Annotated in this window: 14 protein-coding genes and 4 tRNA genes; all 18 read left to right on the forward strand. The window is 61.3% G+C overall.

Annotation, left to right across the window (positions count from 1 at the left end; genetic code table 11):
* Positions 1 to 7 precede the first annotated feature (7 nt).
* On the forward strand, positions 8 to 967 hold the full coding sequence (locus NX05_RS20605) for a ribose-phosphate diphosphokinase (RefSeq protein ID WP_039435936.1): 960 nt from the start codon (positions 8 to 10) through the stop codon (positions 965 to 967).
* Between the two features lie 108 nt (positions 968 to 1,075).
* Entirely contained in the window at positions 1,076 to 1,708 is a 633-nt protein-coding gene (locus NX05_RS20610) for a 50S ribosomal protein L25/general stress protein Ctc (RefSeq protein WP_039435939.1), read from the forward strand.
* Between the two features lie 51 nt (positions 1,709 to 1,759).
* Positions 1,760 to 2,341 carry an aminoacyl-tRNA hydrolase gene (gene pth / locus NX05_RS20615; protein ID WP_039435941.1) on the forward strand — a complete coding sequence of 194 codons (582 nt, stop codon included), beginning with the start codon at positions 1,760 to 1,762 and terminating at the stop codon, positions 2,339 to 2,341.
* Positions 2,342 to 2,418: 77 nt separating this feature from the next.
* A complete protein-coding gene (ychF, locus tag NX05_RS20620; RefSeq protein ID WP_010376337.1) occupies positions 2,419 to 3,510 on the forward strand; it encodes a redox-regulated ATPase YchF in 1,092 nt (363 codons plus the stop codon).
* Positions 3,511 to 3,662: 152 nt separating this feature from the next.
* Positions 3,663 to 3,748, forward strand: a tRNA-Tyr gene (locus NX05_RS20625).
* A gap of 29 nt (positions 3,749 to 3,777) precedes the next feature.
* Positions 3,778 to 3,851: transfer RNA gene (locus NX05_RS20630), tRNA-Gly, on the forward strand.
* 33 nt (positions 3,852 to 3,884) lie between these two features.
* Positions 3,885 to 3,960 (forward strand) — tRNA-Thr (locus tag NX05_RS20635).
* 46 nt (positions 3,961 to 4,006) lie between these two features.
* Positions 4,007 to 5,197: an elongation factor Tu gene (gene tuf / locus NX05_RS20640; RefSeq protein WP_053012919.1), complete on the forward strand. Its 1,191-nt coding sequence runs from the start codon at positions 4,007 to 4,009 to the stop codon at positions 5,195 to 5,197.
* A 105-nt stretch (positions 5,198 to 5,302) separates the two neighbouring features.
* Positions 5,303 to 5,378, forward strand: a tRNA-Trp gene (locus tag NX05_RS20645).
* A 49-nt stretch (positions 5,379 to 5,427) separates the two neighbouring features.
* Entirely contained in the window at positions 5,428 to 5,838 is a 411-nt protein-coding gene (gene secE / locus NX05_RS20650) for a preprotein translocase subunit SecE (protein WP_039435944.1), read from the forward strand.
* 13 nt (positions 5,839 to 5,851) lie between these two features.
* Positions 5,852 to 6,409, forward strand: coding sequence for a transcription termination/antitermination protein NusG (gene nusG, locus NX05_RS20655; protein WP_014502148.1), 558 nt, complete (start codon positions 5,852 to 5,854; stop codon positions 6,407 to 6,409).
* Positions 6,410 to 6,605: 196 nt separating this feature from the next.
* Positions 6,606 to 7,034: a 50S ribosomal protein L11 gene (gene rplK / locus NX05_RS20660; protein WP_008574191.1), complete on the forward strand. Its 429-nt coding sequence runs from the start codon at positions 6,606 to 6,608 to the stop codon at positions 7,032 to 7,034.
* A gap of 3 nt (positions 7,035 to 7,037) precedes the next feature.
* Positions 7,038 to 7,736, forward strand: a complete 699-nt coding sequence (rplA, locus tag NX05_RS20665) for a 50S ribosomal protein L1 (RefSeq protein WP_010367280.1) — start codon at positions 7,038 to 7,040, stop codon at positions 7,734 to 7,736.
* Between the two features lie 546 nt (positions 7,737 to 8,282).
* Positions 8,283 to 8,816: a 50S ribosomal protein L10 gene (gene rplJ / locus NX05_RS20670; RefSeq protein ID WP_010367278.1), complete on the forward strand. Its 534-nt coding sequence runs from the start codon at positions 8,283 to 8,285 to the stop codon at positions 8,814 to 8,816.
* 54 nt (positions 8,817 to 8,870) lie between these two features.
* Entirely contained in the window at positions 8,871 to 9,236 is a 366-nt protein-coding gene (gene rplL / locus NX05_RS20675) for a 50S ribosomal protein L7/L12 (RefSeq protein ID WP_010367277.1), read from the forward strand.
* Between the two features lie 293 nt (positions 9,237 to 9,529).
* Positions 9,530 to 13,681 (forward strand): DNA-directed RNA polymerase subunit beta, encoded by a 4,152-nt coding sequence (rpoB, locus tag NX05_RS20680; RefSeq protein ID WP_010367276.1) that lies wholly within the window; start codon positions 9,530 to 9,532, stop codon positions 13,679 to 13,681.
* Positions 13,682 to 13,831: 150 nt separating this feature from the next.
* Positions 13,832 to 18,049, forward strand: coding sequence for a DNA-directed RNA polymerase subunit beta' (gene rpoC / locus NX05_RS20685; RefSeq protein ID WP_010367275.1), 4,218 nt, complete (start codon positions 13,832 to 13,834; stop codon positions 18,047 to 18,049).
* Positions 18,050 to 18,256: 207 nt separating this feature from the next.
* On the forward strand, positions 18,257 to 18,631 hold the full coding sequence (rpsL, locus tag NX05_RS20690) for a 30S ribosomal protein S12 (RefSeq protein WP_010367274.1): 375 nt from the start codon (positions 18,257 to 18,259) through the stop codon (positions 18,629 to 18,631).
* The last annotated feature ends 10 nt before the right edge of the window (positions 18,632 to 18,641 follow it).

Raw genomic sequence — 18,641 nt, forward strand, 5'->3', positions numbered from 1 at the left:
AGATCTCATGCAAGACCAACGTAATCTGCTGGTGTTCTCCGGCAATGCCAACAAGCCGCTTGCCCAGAGCATCTGCAAGGATTTGGGCGTTCGCATGGGCAAGGCGCTGGTCACGCGCTTTTCCGACGGCGAAGTGCAGGTGGAGATCGAAGAGAGCGTGCGCCGGCAGGAAGTGTTCGTCATCCAGCCGACCTGCGCGCCGAGCGCGGAAAACCTGATGGAACTGCTGGTGCTGATCGACGCGCTCAAGCGCGCCAGCGCTCAGTCCGTCACTGCGGTGATCCCGTATTTCGGTTATTCGCGTCAGGACCGTCGCATGCGCTCCTCGCGCGTGCCGATCACCGCCAAGGTCGCCGCCAAGATGATCTGCGCGATGGAGGCCGACCGCGTGTTGACGGTGGACCTGCATGCCGACCAGATCCAGGGCTTCTTCGATGTGCCGGTCGACAACGTCTATGCCTCGCCGCTGCTGCTGGCTGACATCTGGCGCGCCTACGGCACCGATAACCTGATCGTGGTGTCGCCGGACGTGGGCGGTGTGGTGCGCGCGCGCGCCGTCGCCAAGCGTCTGGACGATGCGGATCTGGCCATCATCGACAAGCGCCGTCCGCGCGCCAACGTCGCCACGGTGATGAACATCATCGGCGACGTGCAGGGTAAGACCTGCGTGCTGGTCGACGATCTGGTCGATACCGCCGGCACCTTGTGCGCTGCCGCCGCAGCGCTGAAGCAGCGCGGTGCGCTCAAGGTCGTGGCCTATATCACCCACCCGGTGCTGTCGGGACCGGCGGTGGACAACATCAACAATTCGCAGCTCGACGAGCTGGTGGTCACCGACACGATTCCGTTGAACGAAGCGGCGCGTACTTGCGCCAAGATTCGTCAGCTGAGCGTGGCCGAACTGCTGGCCGAGACCATCCGCCGTATCGCCTTCGGCGAATCGGTCAGCTCGCTCTACGTCGATTGATGCCGCATTCGGTGCCCGGGTTCCAGGCGCCGCCACACGTCTCACCTGGTCGCGGGTGAGACGCTTCATCGCCGCGAGGCGGTGTTCCAAACTAGGTAGTGAAATCCAATGGCAAAGACTCATGAAATCAAGGTCGAGCGCCGCGCTGACGAGGGGAAGGGTGCGAGCCGCCGCCTGCGTCACGCTGGCGTCATTCCGGCCATCGTGTACGGTGGCGAACTCGAGCCGGTCAGCATCCAGCTCAACCACGAGCAGATCTGGCTCGCCCAGCAGAACGAGTGGTTCTACTCGTCGATCCTGGACCTGAGCCTCAATGGCGACGTGCAGCAGGTGCTGCTGCGTGACATGCAGCGCCATCCGTTCAAGCAGCTGATCATGCACATCGACTTCCAGCGCGTCAGCGCCAACGAGAAGCTGAGTGCTGCTGTGCCGCTGCACTTCATCAACGAAGCAGCCTCGCCGGCCGGTAAGTCGAGCGAAGTGGTCGTCACCCACGAACTCAATGAAGTTCAGGTGGTCTGCCTGCCGAAGGATCTGCCGGAATTCATCGAAGTGGACCTCGGTGCACTGGAAGTGGGCGACGTGATCCACTTGTCCGAAATCAAGCTGCCGGCCGGTGTCGAAATTCCGGAGCTGAAGCTGGGCAAGGAGCACGACGTTGCAGTGGTTGCTGCCAAGCATGTGCGCATTGAAGAAGACGCTGCCGGCGAAGAAGGCAGCGAAGACGCCGAGACCAAGTAATCCGTCGGCCGATTCCTCGCATTGCGCGGGGAATCGGCTGCGGTGACTGGCATGTCTGCACTCCGCCTGATCGTTGGACTCGGTAATCCCGGTCCGGAACACGCGCAAACCCGGCATAACGCCGGGTTTCGTTTCGTCGATGCCCTCATCGAGCGCAGTGGCGCCCGCTGGGCATTGGACAGCAAGTTGTTCGGCGAGACCGCCAAGGTCGATATCGCAGGACAGCCGGTCTGGCTGCTCAAGCCGGCCACCTTCATGAATCTCAGCGGAAAGTCGATCGCCGCCGCCTTGCGGTTCTGGAAGATCGAGCCGGAACACTTGCTCGTCGCCCACGACGAATTGGATCTGGCGCCCGGCACTGCACGGCTCAAGTTCGACGGTGGTCACGGCGGACAAAACGGTTTGCGCGACACCATTCGCCTGCTGGGCCATGGCAAATTTCACCGTCTGCGCGTTGGCATCGGCCATCCCGGTCACAAGGACCGCGTTGTGCCCTGGGTGCTGGGACGGGCAGGGCGCGAGGATGATGCTGCGATCGGCACGGCCATCGCCGCCGCCATCGACGTGTTGCCGTTGGCGATGGAAGGCAACTTCAGCGAGGCAATGAAGCGCCTGCATACCGAAAAAAAATAGAGAATGGGGAATAGGGAATGGACGGAGCGCTGCTCTTGCCATTCTCCATTCCCGATTCTCCATTCACTGGAAAACCCATGGGTATCAAATGCGGCATCGTCGGCCTGCCCAACGTCGGCAAGTCGACCCTGTTCAATGCGCTGACCAAGGCCGGCATCGCTGCGGCCAACTTCCCGTTCTGCACTATCGAGCCGAATGTCGGCATCGTGCCGGTGCCCGATCCGCGCCTCAATCAGTTGGCTGACATCGTCAAGCCGCAGAAGCTGATTCCTACCGCAGTCGAGTTCGTCGATATCGCTGGCCTGGTTGCTGGCGCGGCGAGCGGCGAAGGTTTGGGCAATAAGTTCCTGGCGCACATCCGCGAGGTCGATGCGATCACCCACGTGGTGCGTTGCTTCGAGAACGACGACGTCATCCACGTCAACAACAAGGTCGACCCGATCGCCGATATCGAAACCATCGATACCGAGCTCGCGCTGGCCGATCTGGACAGCGTGGAAAAGGCGCTCAACCGTGCCGAACGCAGTGCCAAGGGCGGCGACAAGGATGCAGCGGCGCGCAAGCCGGTGCTGGCCAAGTTGCAGGCCGCGTTAGCGGATGGCAAGGCGGGCCGCGCCGCCGGTCTGGACGAAGAAGAAAAGGCGCTGGTGCGCGATCTGTTCCTGCTGACGCTCAAGCCGGTGCTCTACATCGCCAATGTGCTCGAGGACGGTTTCGAGAACAATCCGCACCTGGATGCAGTGCGCGCGCATGCGTTGACCGAAGGTGCCGAAGTGGTACCGGTGTCGGCCGCCATCGAAGAAGAACTGTCCCAGCTCGACGACGAAGATCGCGACACCTTCCTGGCCGATCTCGGCCTGGAAGAGCCGGGCTTGAATCGCGTCATCCGTGCGGCCTACACGCTGTTGGGCCTGCAGACGTACTTCACCGCGGGCGTCAAGGAAGTGCGCGCCTGGACGGTTCGGGCCGGTTCGACGGCACCGCAGGCCGCTGCGGTGATCCATACCGATTTCGAAAAGGGCTTCATCCGCGCCGAGACGATCGGCTTCGACGACTTCATCAAGTATCGCGGCGAAGCGGGTGCGCGCGATGCCGGGCGTCTGCGTCTGGAAGGTAAGGAATACCGCGTCCAGGAAGGCGACGTCCTGCACTTCCGCTTCAACGTCTGATCAGCTGCGCGTGGCGCCCAAAGTCACGTGCCGTTGAGATGAAGATTGTTCGAAATTTTTGTTGACACTGCATGCGTCCCACAACAAAATAACGGGCTGCTTCACCCCGAGCCGAATTCGCCTTGCGGCGCACCGGTCCGGTAGTAAAAGCTGGAGGGATACCCAAGCGGCCAACGGGGGCAGACTGTAAATCTGCTGGCTTACGCCTTCGGTGGTTCGAATCCACCTCCCTCCACCAGTTTCACGTTGTGGTATGCAGTTCCCGGCGCGGGAGTAGTTCAACGGTAGAACCTCAGCCTTCCAAGCTGATGGTGCGGGTTCGATTCCCGTCTCCCGCTCCATTGAACGCAAATGCATGGCATAATGCAAAACTCGCTCACGTAGCTCAGTCGGTAGAGCACCTCCTTGGTAAGGAGGAGGTCGAAGGTTCGATTCCTTTCGTGAGCACCATTACTCAATCGTCTTCAACTCCAAACGATTACCGAGACACGCACCCATGGCAAAAGCTAAATTCGAGCGCACCAAGCCGCACGTGAACGTCGGCACCATCGGTCACGTTGACCATGGCAAGACCACGTTGACCGCTGCGCTGACCAAGATCGGTGCCGAGCGTTTCGGTGGTGAGTTCAAGGCGTACGACGCGATCGACGCGGCGCCGGAAGAGAAGGCGCGCGGCATCACGATTTCGACCGCCCACGTCGAGTACGAATCCCCGAACCGTCACTACGCACACGTTGACTGCCCCGGCCATGCCGACTACGTCAAGAACATGATCACCGGTGCAGCGCAGATGGACGGCGCGATCCTGGTGTGTTCAGCCGCGGACGGCCCGATGCCGCAGACCCGTGAGCACATCCTGCTCTCGCGTCAGGTCGGTGTGCCGCACATCGTCGTGTTCCTGAACAAGGCCGACATGGTCGACGACGCCGAGCTGCTCGAACTGGTCGAAATGGAAGTGCGCGAGCTGCTGAGCAAGTACGACTTCCCGGGCGATGACACCCCGATCATCCACGGTTCGGCGCGTCTGGCGCTGGACGGCGATCAGAGCGACATCGGCGTGCCGGCGATCCTGAAGCTGGTCGATGCGCTCGACACCTTCATCCCCAATCCGACCCGCGACGTCGATCGTCCGTTCCTGATGCCGGTGGAAGACGTGTTCTCGATCTCGGGCCGCGGCACCGTGGTGACCGGTCGTATCGAGCGCGGCATCATCAAGGTTGGCGACGAAATCGAAATCGTCGGTATCCGCGATACGCAGAAGACCACCGTGACCGGCGTGGAAATGTTCCGCAAGCTGCTGGACCAGGGTCAGGCAGGCGACAACGCCGGTCTGCTGCTGCGCGGCACCAAGCGTGACGACGTCGAGCGTGGGCAGGTGCTGTGTAAGCCGGGTTCGATCAAGCCGCACACCGAGTTCGAAGCCGAAGTCTACGTGCTGTCGAAGGACGAGGGTGGCCGTCATACGCCGTTCTTCAAGGGCTACCGTCCGCAGTTCTACTTCCGCACCACCGACATCACTGGCGCTTGCCAGCTGCCGGAAGGCGTGGAAATGGTGATGCCGGGCGACAACGTGAAGATGGTTGTGACCCTGATCAACCCGGTCGCGATGGACGAAGGTCTGCGTTTCGCCATCCGTGAAGGTGGCCGCACCGTCGGCGCCGGCGTGGTTGCCAAGATCATCAAGTAAGTGCCTGCGTCCAGCTGCCTGACGGCGGCTGGATCAAACGAATGGCGGGCCGGCTGAACCGCGGTCCGCCTTCGTTGTCTTAGGGTTTGCGGTAAACGAGTACATACGCCAGTAGCTCAATTGGCAGAGCAGCGGTCTCCAAAACCGCAGGTTGGGGGTTCGAGTCCCTCCTGGCGTGCCACTCCTCTTTCCGGCCCAGCGACTCGGGTCAGATCGGTAACTAGAGCCGGATGAATAGCAAAATCGAGCCTTCCAAAAGCGCGTCTGCTGCCAGCGCTGATATCGTGAAATACGTCATCTCCGCACTCCTCGTGGTTGCGGGGTTGTTTGTGTGGTTCTGGTTTTCTGCGCCTGAGCGCGCCACCCAGCTTGGAGCCTGGACGCCACAGTTGCGTGCGCTGGCTGTGATCGTGGGATTGGTGGCAGGCGCATTTGTGTTTTTGGGCACCGGCAAAGGCCGTGAGGCCCGCGAATTCATGTCCGAATCCAGGTTCGAATTGCGTAAGGTTGTCTGGCCGACGCGCCAGGAAGCCATTCGCACCACCTGGGTCGTGATTTTTGTTGTGATCATTCTGAGTTTGCTGTTGGGCGGCTTCGACTTTGTCATCCAGAAGCTCACGCAGTGGTTCCTGGCTCGTTGAGGAGAATCAAGCAGTGAAGCGTTGGTATGTCGTTCACGCCTATTCAGGCTTCGAAAAATCTGTTGCGCAGGCGTTGCGCGACCGCATCGCCCGTACCGAGATGGAAGATCGTTTCGGCGACGTGCTGGTGCCGACCGAAGAGGTCATCGAAATGCGCGCTGGCCAGAAGCGTCGGTCCGAGCGCAAGTTCTTCCCCGGCTACGTGCTGGTGCAGATCGAAACGCATGAAGAGGCCGGTATTCCGCGCATCGACAATGAGAGCTGGCACTTGGTGAAGGAAACTTCCAAGGTGATGGGCTTCATTGGCGGCACCGCTGATCGGCCTCTGCCGATCCGTGACGAAGAGGCTGATGCGATCCTGCAGCGTGTGCAGGACGGCGTCGAGAAGCCGCGTCCGAAGGTGTTGTTCGAGCCGGGCCAGATGGTGCGCGTCACGGAAGGGCCGTTCAACGACTTCAACGGCGTCGTCGAGGAAGTCAATTACGAGAAGAGCAGGCTGCGTGTCGCCGTGCTCATCTTCGGTCGCTCCACCCCGGTTGAGCTTGAATTCGGTCAGGTCGAGAAGGGCTGACCCTGTGGGCGCCGACTAGGCGCTCGCCCAATATACTGCTATAGTGCGCTGCTCGCTGTCCTGGCGAACTGCCGGGAAACAATGGCTGCCGCATGGCGGCCATCTGCGTGTGGTCAACAACGTGAAGCCGGGACACGTGAATTCCGGTCCGATGGGGAGCCTGCAGTTCAGGCGCTAGCACCCGGAGAGTATTGAAATGGCTAAGAAGATTACTGCTTTTATCAAGCTGCAGGTCAAGGCCGGTCAGGCCAACCCTGCGCCGCCGGTTGGCCCAGCATTGGGTCAGCGCGGTCTGAACATCATGGAATTCTGCAAGGCATTCAACGCTGCGACGTCGAAGCTGGAGCCGGGTCTGCCGACGCCGGTGATCATCACTGCGTATTCCGACCGTACCTTCACGTTCGTCACCAAGAGCACCCCGGCCAGCGTGCTGCTCAAGAAGGCCGCAGGCGTGACCTCCGGCTCGAAGCGTCCCAACACCGACAAGGTGGGCAAGGTTACGCGCAAGCAGCTGGAAGAGATCGCTAAGGTCAAGGAAGCCGATTTGACGGCAGCCGAGCTGGAAGCGGCAGTTCGCACGATTGCGGGTTCTGCCCGCAGCATGGGTTTGACGGTGGAGGGCTAAGACATGGCACAGAGCAAGCGCGTTAAGGCCATTGCGGCCGCTGTCGTTCCGGGCAAGACCTATGCCTTCGAAGACGCCATCAAGATCCTGAAGACCGCCACCAAGGCCAAGTTCGTCGAGTCGATCGACGTTGCTGTGCGCCTGGGCGTGGACGCCAAGAAGTCCGACCAGCAGGTGCGCGGTTCGACCGTGCTGCCGGCTGGTACCGGCAAGAGCGTGCGTGTTGCAGTGTTCGCACCGGCAGGCGCCAAGGCTGACGAGGCCCTGGCTGCTGGCGCCGAGGCAGTGGGCATGGACGACCTAGCCGAGAAGATGCAGGCCGGCGATCTGAGCTACGACGTGGTTATCGCCACCCCGGACGCCATGCGCGTCGTCGGTAAGCTGGGCACCCTGCTGGGTCCGCGCGGCTTGATGCCGAACCCGAAGGTTGGCACCGTGTCGGCAAACCCAGGTGAAGCGGTCAAGAACGCCAAGTCGGGCCAGGTGCGTTATCGCACTGACAAGGCCGGCATCATCCACTGCACCATCGGCAAGGCCACCTTCGATGACGAAGCGCTGAAGTCGAACCTGCAGGCGCTGTTGCTGGATCTGGTCAAGGCCAAGCCGGCAACTTCGAAGGGCACCTACCTGCAGAAGGTTTCGGTCAGCTCCACCATGGGTCCGGGCGTGACGGTCGATCAGTCGAGCCTGTCGCTGAAGTAATCGGATGCGTCAGGCGTCATGCGCCTGACGTGCTTTGCAGTACAGCATTGTTTTTCCCGCCCGGGTAACCGTGTGCTGGGAGTCCGTTCCCTCCTTTGGGGTAACGGACATTTTGAAGGCGATCGCCGGCACGTCCGGCGGTAGCCGTCAAAGACCGCAGGCGCGGTCAGCGCAGATCGACGACGGGCAAGGATGCTCGCACTGGCAAGGAGTCGCCGTCGATGCAGCGGGATCGCTTAATCGGTTCGTTTCGAACCGGCCGGCGTAGATGGTGTCGCCCTTCTGGAGCTTTCTGGTTTACGCGCGTCTGGGACATCCCGGATCGAGTCCACTCCAGGTCTAGAACGGCCACCAAAGGAGCATCAGTTGATGTTCCCGGCTTCCAGGAAGGAGGCTGCCCTGGACCGCAACCGGCAGGAGCCGCGAGCGGAGTAGTTTGAAGCGGGGATTAGCGATTCGGTATGTGGAATCTGGCAACGGTGGCGTGATCGCTGTGGCGAATCCCGAATTACCAATCCCAAATCCCTGCTTTAACGGAGGAGTGCAATGGCTCTCAATCTGTCCCAGAAGCAAGAAGTAGTCGCCGAGCTGGCAGACATCGCCGCCAAGGCCCACTCCCTGATCGCTGCCGAATACGCTGGCACCACGGTCTCCCAGATGACCGCGATGCGTAAGCAGGCCCGCGAAACCGGCGTGTTCTTGAAAGTTGTCAAGAACACCCTGGCTGCGCGCGCCGTTGAAGGTACTGATTTCGCTGTCGCTGCTGACAAGCTGGTCGGTCCTTTGCTGTATGCGTTTTCGATGGAGGAGCCCGGCGCAGCCGGTCGCCTGATCAAGGAATTTGCCAAGAGCAACGACAAGCTGCAGGCCAAGGTCGTGTCCATCGGCGGGGAACTGTTCCCGGCTGGCCACGTCGACGTGTTGGCTTCGCTGCCGACCCGTGACCAGGCCCTGGCCATGCTGGCCCGCGTGCTGTCCGAACCGGCTGCGATGTTCGCCCGTGCCGTCAAGGCCGTTGGCGACAAGCAGGGTGGTGGCGACGAAGCCGCCACGCCGGTCGCCGACACTGCCGAAGCTTGATGTCCTAGCGCTCGCTAGAACCCCAATCCAGAAAATCATTTAAAGGTAATCACAATGTCCCTTACCAACGAACAGATCGTCGACGCCATCGCCGAGAAGTCCCTGATGGAAGTGATGGAGCTGGTCAAGGCCATCGAAGAGAAGTTCGGCGTCTCCGCCGCTGCCCCGGTCGCTGCTGCTGCAGCTGGCCCGGCCGCCGTGGTTGAAGAGCAGACCGAGTTCACTGTGGTGCTGACCAGCGCCGGCGCCAACAAGGTTAGCGCCATCAAGGCCGTGCGCGGCGTGACCGGCCTGGGTCTGAAGGAAGCCAAGGATCTGACCGAAGCCGGCGGCATCCTGAAGGAAGGCGTCAGCAAGGACGAAGCTGAAAAGATCAAGAAGGAAATGACTGACGCTGGCGCAACGGTCGAAGTCAAGTAAGCAACACCTTGCATCGCCAGCGTTTCATGGTGATGCACTGAAGGCTGGGAGCGTAAAGCTCCCGGCCTTTGGCCGTTTCGGACGGGAATCGGGATCGGAGAATCGCAAATGCAACATTGCGCGCTCACCTGATTCCCATTTCTCAATTCCCGATTCCCGGCCTTACCGAGTTGGTAGTTGGAAGTAGCAGGAGAAGGCGTGCTGGTGCCGGCAATACCAGCGACTTCCAACTGACAATTTTGTTATTTCAGGGCCGCCGCGACGCGGCCCCCGCAGCCTAGGGTGAAGACCTCATGACGTCTTATTCGTTCACCGAAAAAAAGCGTATCCGCAAAGATTTCGGTAAGCAGCGCTCGATCCTCGAAGTGCCGTTTCTGCTTGCCATCCAGGTGGATTCCTACCGCGAATTCCTGCAGGAAGACGTGGAGCCGAACAAGCGTAAGGACCTCGGTCTGCACGCGGCATTGAAGTCGGTGTTCCCGATTTCCAGCTACAGCGGCAACGCTGCGCTGGAGTACGTCGGCTACAAATTGGGTCAGCCGGTGTTTGACGAGCGTGAATGCCGTCAGCGTGGCATGAGCTATGGCGCGCCGCTGCGCGTGACCGTGCGCCTGGTGATCTACGACCGTGAGTCGTCGACCAAGGCGATCAAGTACGTGAAGGAGCAGGAGGTCTATCTCGGCGAAATTCCGTTGATGACCGGCAACGGTACCTTCATCGTCAACGGCACCGAGCGCGTGATCGTCTCGCAGCTGCACCGTTCGCCAGGTGTGTTCTTCGACCACGACCGTGGCAAGACCCACAGCTCGGGCAAGCTGCTGTACAGCGCCCGCATCATTCCGTACCGCGGTTCCTGGTTGGACTTCGAGTTCGACCCGAAGGATGCGCTGTTCACCCGTATCGACCGTCGCCGCAAGCTGCCGGTGTCGATCCTGCTGCGCGCGCTTGGCTACAACAACGAAGAAATGCTGGCTGAGTTCTTCGAGATCAACACCTTCCACATCAATCCGGATGAAGGCGTGCAGCTGGAGCTGGTGCCGGAGCGTCTGCGTGGTGAAACGCTGAACTTCGACCTGGCCGATGGCGACAAGGTCATCGTGGAAGCGGGCAAGCGCATCACTGCGCGTCACGTCAAGCAACTGGAAGCCGCCGGCGTTGCCGCGCTGGCTGTGCCGGATGACTACCTGGTTGGCCGCATCCTGTCGCACGACGTGGTCGATGGTTCCACCGGCGAACTGCTGGCCAATGCCAACGACGAAATCAGCGAAGACCAGCTGGCTGCCTTCCGCAAGGCTGGCGTCGATGCGGTCGGCACCCTGTGGGTGAACGATCTGGATCGTGGTCCGTACCTATCCAACACCTTGCGCATCGATCCGACCAAGACGCAGCTGGAAGCGCTGGTCGAAATCTACCGCATGATGCGTCCGGGCGAGCCGCCGACCAAGGAAGCCGCACAAAACCTGTTCCACAACCTGTTCTTCACCTTCGAGCGCTACGACCTGTCCACGGTCGGCCGCATGAAATTCAACCGTCGCGTCGGCCGCAAGGACGTGCTAGGTGAGTCGGTGTTGTACGACAAGAAGTACTTTGCCGAGCGTAACGACGAAGAATCCAAGCGTCTGGTCGCCGAGCACACCGACACCTCCGACATCCTGGAAGTGATCAAGGTGCTCACCGAAATTCGCAATGGTCGCGGCGTGGTCGATGACATCGATCACCTGGGCAACCGTCGCGTGCGTTCGGTCGGCGAAATGGCCGAAAACGTGTTCCGCGTGGGCCTGGTTCGCGTCGAGCGCGCGGTCAAGGAGCGCCTGTCGATGGCGGAGTCGGAAGGTCTGACCCCGCAGGAACTGATCAACGCCAAGCCGGTGGCTGCAGCGATCAAGGAATTCTTCGGCTCCTCGCAGCTGTCGCAGTTCATGGACCAGAACAACCCGCTGTCGGAAGTGACGCACAAGCGTCGCGTCTCCGCGCTGGGTCCGGGTGGTCTGACCCGCGAACGTGCCGGCTTCGAAGTGCGCGACGTGCATCCGACCCATTACGGCCGCGTCTGCACCATCGAAACGCCGGAAGGCCCGAACATCGGCCTGATCAACTCGCTGGCCGTGTTCGCCCGCACCAATCAATACGGCTTCCTCGAGACGCCGTACCGTAAGGTGCTGGACGGCAAGGTCTCCGACGACGTCGAATACCTGTCGGCGATCGAAGAAAACGAGTACGTGATCGCCCAGGCAAACGCGCTGACCGACGCCAAGAACATGCTCACCGAACAGTTCGTGCCGTGCCGGTTCCAGGGCGAATCGCTGTTGAAGCCGCCGTCCGAAGTGCACTTCATGGACGTCTCGCCGATGCAGACCGTGTCGGTCGCAGCGGCGCTGGTGCCGTTCCTCGAGCACGACGACGCCAACCGCGCACTGATGGGCGCCAACATGCAGCGCCAGGCCGTGCCGACGCTGCGTTCGCAGAAGCCGCTGGTCGGCACCGGCATCGAGCGTGCGGTTGCGCGCGACTCGGGCGTGACCGTGAATGCGCTGCGTGGGGGCGTTATCGAGCAGATCGACGCAGCCCGTATCGTGGTCAAGGTCAACGAGGCAGAAATTGGCGGCGGCACCGATGCAGGCGTGGATATCTACAACCTGATCAAGTACACCCGTTCCAACCAGAACACCTGCATCAACCAGCGTCCGCTGGTGAATGTGGGCGACGTGATCGCGCGCGGCGACGTGCTGGCCGACGGCCCGTCCACCGACATCGGTGAACTGGCGCTGGGTCAGAACATGCTGATCGCCTTCATGCCGTGGAACGGCTACAACTTCGAAGACTCCATCCTGCTCTCCGAGCGCGTGGTGGAAGAAGATCGTTACACCACGATCCACATCGAAGAGCTGACCTGCGTTGCGCGCGACACGAAGTTGGGGCCGGAGGAAATTTCCGCCGACATCCCGAACGTGTCCGAGCAGGCGTTGAACCGTTTGGACGAGAGCGGCGTGGTGTATATCGGTGCAGAAGTGCGCGCCGGCGACATCATGGTCGGCAAGGTCACGCCGAAGGGCGAAAGCCAGCTGACTCCGGAAGAAAAGCTGCTGCGTGCGATCTTCGGTGAGAAGGCGTCCGACGTGAAGGACAGCTCGTTGCGCGTACCCCCGGGCATGGACGGCACCGTCATCGACGTGCAGGTCTTCACCCGCGACGGCATCGAGAAGGACAAGCGCGCGCGTCAGATCGAAGAGTCTGAAATCAAGCGCGTCAAGAAGGACTTCGACGACCAGTTCCGCATCCTGGAAGCCGCCATCTACGCGCGTCTGCGTTCGCAGATCGTGGGTAAGGTTGCCAACGGTGGCGCGAACCTGAAGAAGGGCGACAGCGTCACCGACGCGTACCTGGATGGACTGAAGAAGTCCGATTGGTTCCAGCTGCGCATGAAGGACGAAGACGCTGCCGACGCCATCGAGCGTGCGCAGAAGCAGATCCAGGCGCACGAGAAGGAATTCGAAGCACGTTTTGCCGACAAGCGCGGCAAGATCACCCAGGGCGACGACCTCGCACCGGGCGTGCTGAAGATGGTCAAGGTGTTCCTGGCCGTGAAGCGCCGCATCCAGCCGGGCGACAAGATGGCAGGCCGCCACGGGAATAAGGGTGTGGTCTCCAACGTGGTGCCTGTGGAAGACATGCCGTACATGGCCACGGGCGAGTCGGTCGACATCGTGTTGAACCCGCTCGGCGTGCCGTCGCGTATGAACATCGGCCAGATTCTGGAAGTGCATCTGGGCTGGGCCGCAAAGGGCCTGGGTCGCAAGATCCAGCGCATGCTGGAAGCACAGACGGCGGTCAGCGAACTGCGCAAGTTCCTGGACGACATCTACAACCACGACAACGCAATCAATGCGCAGCGTGTGGATCTGTCGCAGTTCAGCGATGAGGAATTGCTCAACCTGGGCAAGAACCTGATCGACGGCGTGCCGATGGCCACCCCGGTGTTCGACGGTGCCAGCGAAGCGGAGATCAAGCGCATGCTGGAACTGGCCGAACTGCCGCAGAGCGGTCAGACCCAGCTGTACGACGGTCGCACTGGCGAAGCGTTCGATCGCAAGACCACGGTCGGCTACATGCACTACCTGAAGTTGAACCACTTGGTCGACGACAAGATGCATGCACGTTCGACTGGCCCGTACTCGCTCGTGACCCAGCAGCCGCTGGGCGGCAAGGCGCAGTTCGGTGGTCAGCGCTTCGGCGAAATGGAAGTCTGGGCGCTGGAAGCCTACGGCGCGGCCTACACCCTGCAGGAAATGCTGACGGTGAAGTCCGACGACGTGCAGGGCCGCAACCAGATGTACAAGAACATCGTCGATGGTGAGCACGAGATGGTCGCGGGCATGCCGGAATCCTTCAACGTGTTGGTGAAGGAAATCCGCTCGCTGGCGATCAACATGGAACTGGAAGAGTAAGAGCAGGGCCTGGCCAGGGTCCGGCAACCCGGTAGAGACGAGCGCCCGGTGCGTTCGCTCTTCCGGGGCAAGGTTCCCTGATCTCCGTCCCGATCAAAGCTATTCGCGTTTCATCTCAGATACGAAATTCCTCCGACCCGGAGATATCAAATGAAAGACCTGCTCAACCTCTTCAATCAGCAGCGCCAGACGCTGGATTTCGACGCGATCAAGATCGCGCTGGCGTCGCCGGACCTGATTCGTTCGTGGTCCTACGGCGAAGTGAAGAAGCCCGAAACCATCAATTACCGGACCTTCAAGCCCGAGCGTGACGGCCTGTTCTGCGCCGCCATCTTCGGACCGATCAAGGACTACGAATGCCTGTGCGGCAAGTACAAGCGCATGAAGCACCGTGGTGTGGTCTGCGAAAAGTGCGGCACCGAAGTCACTCTGGCCAAGGTGCGCCGCGAGCGCATGGGTCACATCGACCTGGCTTCTCCGGTCGCGCACATCTGGTTCCTCAAGTCGCTGCCCTCGCGCATCGGTTTGATGCTGGACATGACCCTGCGTGACATCGAGCGCGTGCTGTACTTCGAAGCCTATGTCGTCACCGAGCCGGGTCTGACCCCGCTCGAGCGCCGCCAGCTGCTGACCGAAGAGCAGTACCTGACCGCACGCCAGGAGTACAACGACGATTTCGACGCCGCTATGGGCGCCGAGGCCGTGTACGAATTGCTGCGCACGATCGACCTGCAGTCGGAAATGACCCGCCTGCGCGAAGAAATCGCCAGCACCGGTTCGGAAACCAAGCTCAAGCGGCTGACCAAGCGCATCAAGCTGATCGAAGCCTTCCTGGAATCGGGTAACCGTCCGGAATGGATGGTCATGACCGTGTTGCCGGTGCTGCCGCCGGATCTGCGTCCGCTGGTGCCGCTGGATGGTGGCCGCTTCGCGACTTCGGATCTGAACGATCTGTACCGCCGCGTCATCAACCGCAACAACCGTCTGCGTCGCCTGCTGGAGCTCAATGCGCCGGATATCATCGTGCGCAATGAAAAGCGCATGCTGCAAGAATCGGTCGATGCACTGCTGGACAACGGCCGTCGCGGCCGTGCCATCACCGGCACCAACAAGCGTCCGCTGAAGTCGCTGGCCGATATGATCAAGGGCAAGCAGGGCCGGTTCCGTCAGAACCTGCTCGGCAAGCGCGTGGACTACTCCGGTCGTTCGGTCATCACCGTCGGTCCGTACCTCAAGCTGCACCAGTGCGGCCTGCCGAAGAAGATGGCGCTTGAGCTGTTCAAGCCGTTCGTGTTTGCCAAGCTGCAGCGTCGTGGCCTGGCTACCACCATCAAGGCCGCCAAGAAGCTGGTCGAGCGCGAAGAAGCTGAAGTCTGGGACATCCTGGAAGAAGTGATTCGCGAGCATCCGGTGCTGTTGAACCGTGCGCCGACCCTGCACCGTTTGGGCATCCAGGCGTTCGAGCCGGTGTTGATCGAAGGCAAGGCCATCCAGCTGCATCCGCTGGTATGTACGGCCTTCAACGCCGACTTCGACGGCGACCAGATGGCTGTCCACGTCCCGCTCTCGCTGGAAGCTCAGCTGGAAGCGCGTGCGCTGATGATGTCCACCAACAACATCCTGTCGCCGGCCAACGGCGAGCCGATCATCGTGCCGTCGCAGGACGTGGTGTTGGGCCTGTATTACATGAGCCGCGCTCTTGAGAACAAGAAGGGCGAAGGCATGGTGTTCGCCAACACCAGCGAAGTGAAGCGCGCCTATGACAACCGTGTGGTCGAACTGCATGCCAAGGTCAAGGTCCGCATCACCCAGGTCGACGTGGACGCAGTCGATGGCAAGCGCACCAGTGGTACCTCAATCGTGGACACCACGGTCGGCCGTGCATTGCTGAGCGAAATCCTGCCCGAAGGCCTGCCGTTCCAGCTGGCCAACACCGAGATGACCAAGAAGAACATCTCGCGTCTGATCAACTCCAGCTACCGCCTGCTGGGCTTGAAGGACACCGTCGTGTTCGCCGACAAGCTGATGTACACCGGTTACGCCTACGCAACCCGCGCCGGCGTGTCGATCGGTATCGACGACATGCTGATCCCGGACGAGAAGAAGGGCATCCTCACCGAGGCCGAAGCCGAAGTGCTGGAAATCCAGGAGCAGTACCAGTCGGGTCTGGTCACCGCTGGCGAGCGCTACAACAAGGTCGTGGATATCTGGTCGCGTACCAGCGAGCGCATCGCCAAGGCGATGATGGACACCATCGGTACCGAAAAGGTCGAAAACGCCAAGGGCGAGACCATCGACCAGAAGTCGATGAACTCGCTGTACATCATGGCCGACTCCGGTGCCCGTGGTAGTCAGGCGCAGATCCGTCAGCTGGCCGGTATGCGCGGCCTGATGGCGCGTCCGGACGGCTCGATCATCGAGACGCCCATCAAGGCGAACTTCCGCGAAGGTCTGAACGTGCAGGAGTACTTCAACTCCACCCACGGTGCCCGTAAGGGTCTGGCCGATACCGCGCTGAAGACTGCGAACTCCGGTTACCTGACCCGTCGTCTGGTCGACGTGGCGCAGGACGTGGTGATCACCGAAATCGATTGCGGCACCACCGAAGGGTTGATCATGACCCCGATCGTGGAAGGCGGCGACGTGGTGGAGCCGTTGAAGGAGCGCGTGCTGGGCCGTGTGGTGGCAGAAGACGTCTACCTGCCGGGCAACGACGAAGAGCCGATCGTCACCCGCAACACGCTGCTCGACGAAGCCTGGGTTGCCAAGCTCGAAGACGCCAGCGTGCAGTCGGTGAAGGTGCGTTCGACCATCAGCTGCGAATCCTCGTTCGGCGTTTGCGCACGCTGCTACGGCCGCGATCTCGCACGTGGCCACCAGGTCAACATCGGCGAAGCGGTCGGCGTCATCGCCGCCCAGTCGATCGGTGAGCCGGGTACCCAGCTGACCATGCGTACGTTCCACATCGGTGGTGCGGCATCGCGTGCCGCGGCGGTGGACAACATCACTGTCAAGACCACCGGTTCGGTGAAGTTCAACAACCTCAAGTCGGTGGCGCATGCCAGTGGCTCGCTGGTTGCGGTCTCGCGTTCTGGCGAGCTGTCCGTGCTCGATGGCCACGGCCGCGAGCGTGAGCGTTACAAGTTGCCGTACGGCGCCACCATCACCGCCAAAGACGGCGATGCGGTCAAGGCCGGTCAAAGCGTTGCCAACTGGGATCCGCATAACCACCCGATCGTGTCGGAAGTGGCCGGTTTCATCCGCTTCATCGACTTCGTCGACGGCGTCACCGTCATCGAGAAGACTGACGAACTGACCGGTCTGGCCTCGCGCGAAATCACCGACCCGAAGCGTCGCGGTGCACATGCCAAGGAACTGCGTCCGATCGTGCGCATCGTCGATGGCAAGGGCAATGACCTGACGATCCCGAACACGGATCTGCCGGCTCAGTACCTGCTGCCGCCGCGCTCCATTGTCAACCTGCAGGACGGCGCCGCCGTCGGCGTGGGCGACGTGGTTGCCAAGATTCCACAGGAAGCGTCCAAGACCCGCGACATCACCGGTGGTCTGCCGCGCGTTGCCGACTTGTTCGAAGCACGCAAGCCGAAGGATCCGGCGATCCTGGCCGAGCGCTCGGGCATCATCAGCTTCGGTAAGGACACCAAGGGCAAGCAGCGCCTGATCATCAAGGACACCGATGGTTCGGAACACGAAGAGCTGATTCCCAAATACCGCCAGATCATCGTGTTCGAAGGCGAGCACGTGACCAAGGGCGAGACCGTGGTGGACGGCGAGCCGAGCCCGCAGGACATCCTGCGTCTGCTGGGTGTCGAACCGCTGGCCGCGTATCTGGTCAAGGAAATCCAGGACGTGTACCGCCTGCAGGGCGTGAAGATCAACGACAAGCACATCGAGGTGATCACTCGCCAGATGCTGCGTAAGGTCGAGATCGTCGATCAGGGCAATAGTAAGTTCCTCAACGGCGAGCAGGTCGAGCGCCAGCGCGTCATCGAGGAAAATGCCCGTCTGGTCAAGCGCAACGAACTGCCGGCCAAGTACGATCCGGTTTTGCTGGGTATCACCAAGGCGTCGCTTGCCACCGAGTCGTTCATTTCGGCGGCATCGTTCCAGGAGACCACTCGCGTGTTGACAGAGGCAGCCGTCCGCGGCACCCGCGACAACCTGCGCGGTCTGAAGGAAAACGTCATCGTGGGTCGCCTGATTCCGGCCGGTACCGGTCTGGCGTACCACGCTGGACGTCGCAAGTCTTCGGGTCTGACCGACTCGGAAATGGAAACGCTGTCGGGCAAGCCGGCAGTTGCCGAACCGGTCGCAGCTGTGGCCGACGCCGGCGCGGACGAGGAGTAAGCGCTCCGACGGCGGTCGTAAGCCACGCGAAAAGGAGGGCAGGAGGCCCTCCGTTTTCCGGCCTTGGATGGGCCAGTAGGTTCAGATTCCGTGAAGTTGACGGAGTTTCGTCCTGCCAGCTATACTTCTCTGTCTCGGTGGGCCGGTCTCGGCCTGCCTTTGTTTTCGTGCAGGCCGTCTCGGCCTCTCAATCAGAAGAATCAACTGATGACGACGATCAATCAGCTGGTCCGCAAGCCTCGGCAAGCGACCACCTACAAGAGTGCCTCCCCGGCACTGGACAAGTGTCCGCAGCGCCGCGGCGTCTGCACACGCGTCTACACCACTACCCCGAAGAAGCCGAACTCGGCCCTGCGTAAAGTCGCCAAGGTGCGTCTGACGAATCAGGAAGAGGTCATCAGCTACATTGGTGGTGAAGGCCATAACCTGCAGGAGCACTCCGTGGTCCTGATTCGCGGTGGCCGCGTCAAGGATCTTCCCGGTGTGCGTTATCACACCCTCCGTGGTGTGCTGGACGCCGCCGGCGTCGCAAAGCGCCGTCAAGGTCGTTCCAAGTACGGCGCCAAGCGCCCGAAGAGCTAAGGAAATACTC

The sequence above is a fragment of the Xanthomonas vasicola genome (assembly GCF_000772705.2).
Lineage (GTDB): Bacteria > Pseudomonadota > Gammaproteobacteria > Xanthomonadales > Xanthomonadaceae > Xanthomonas > Xanthomonas vasicola.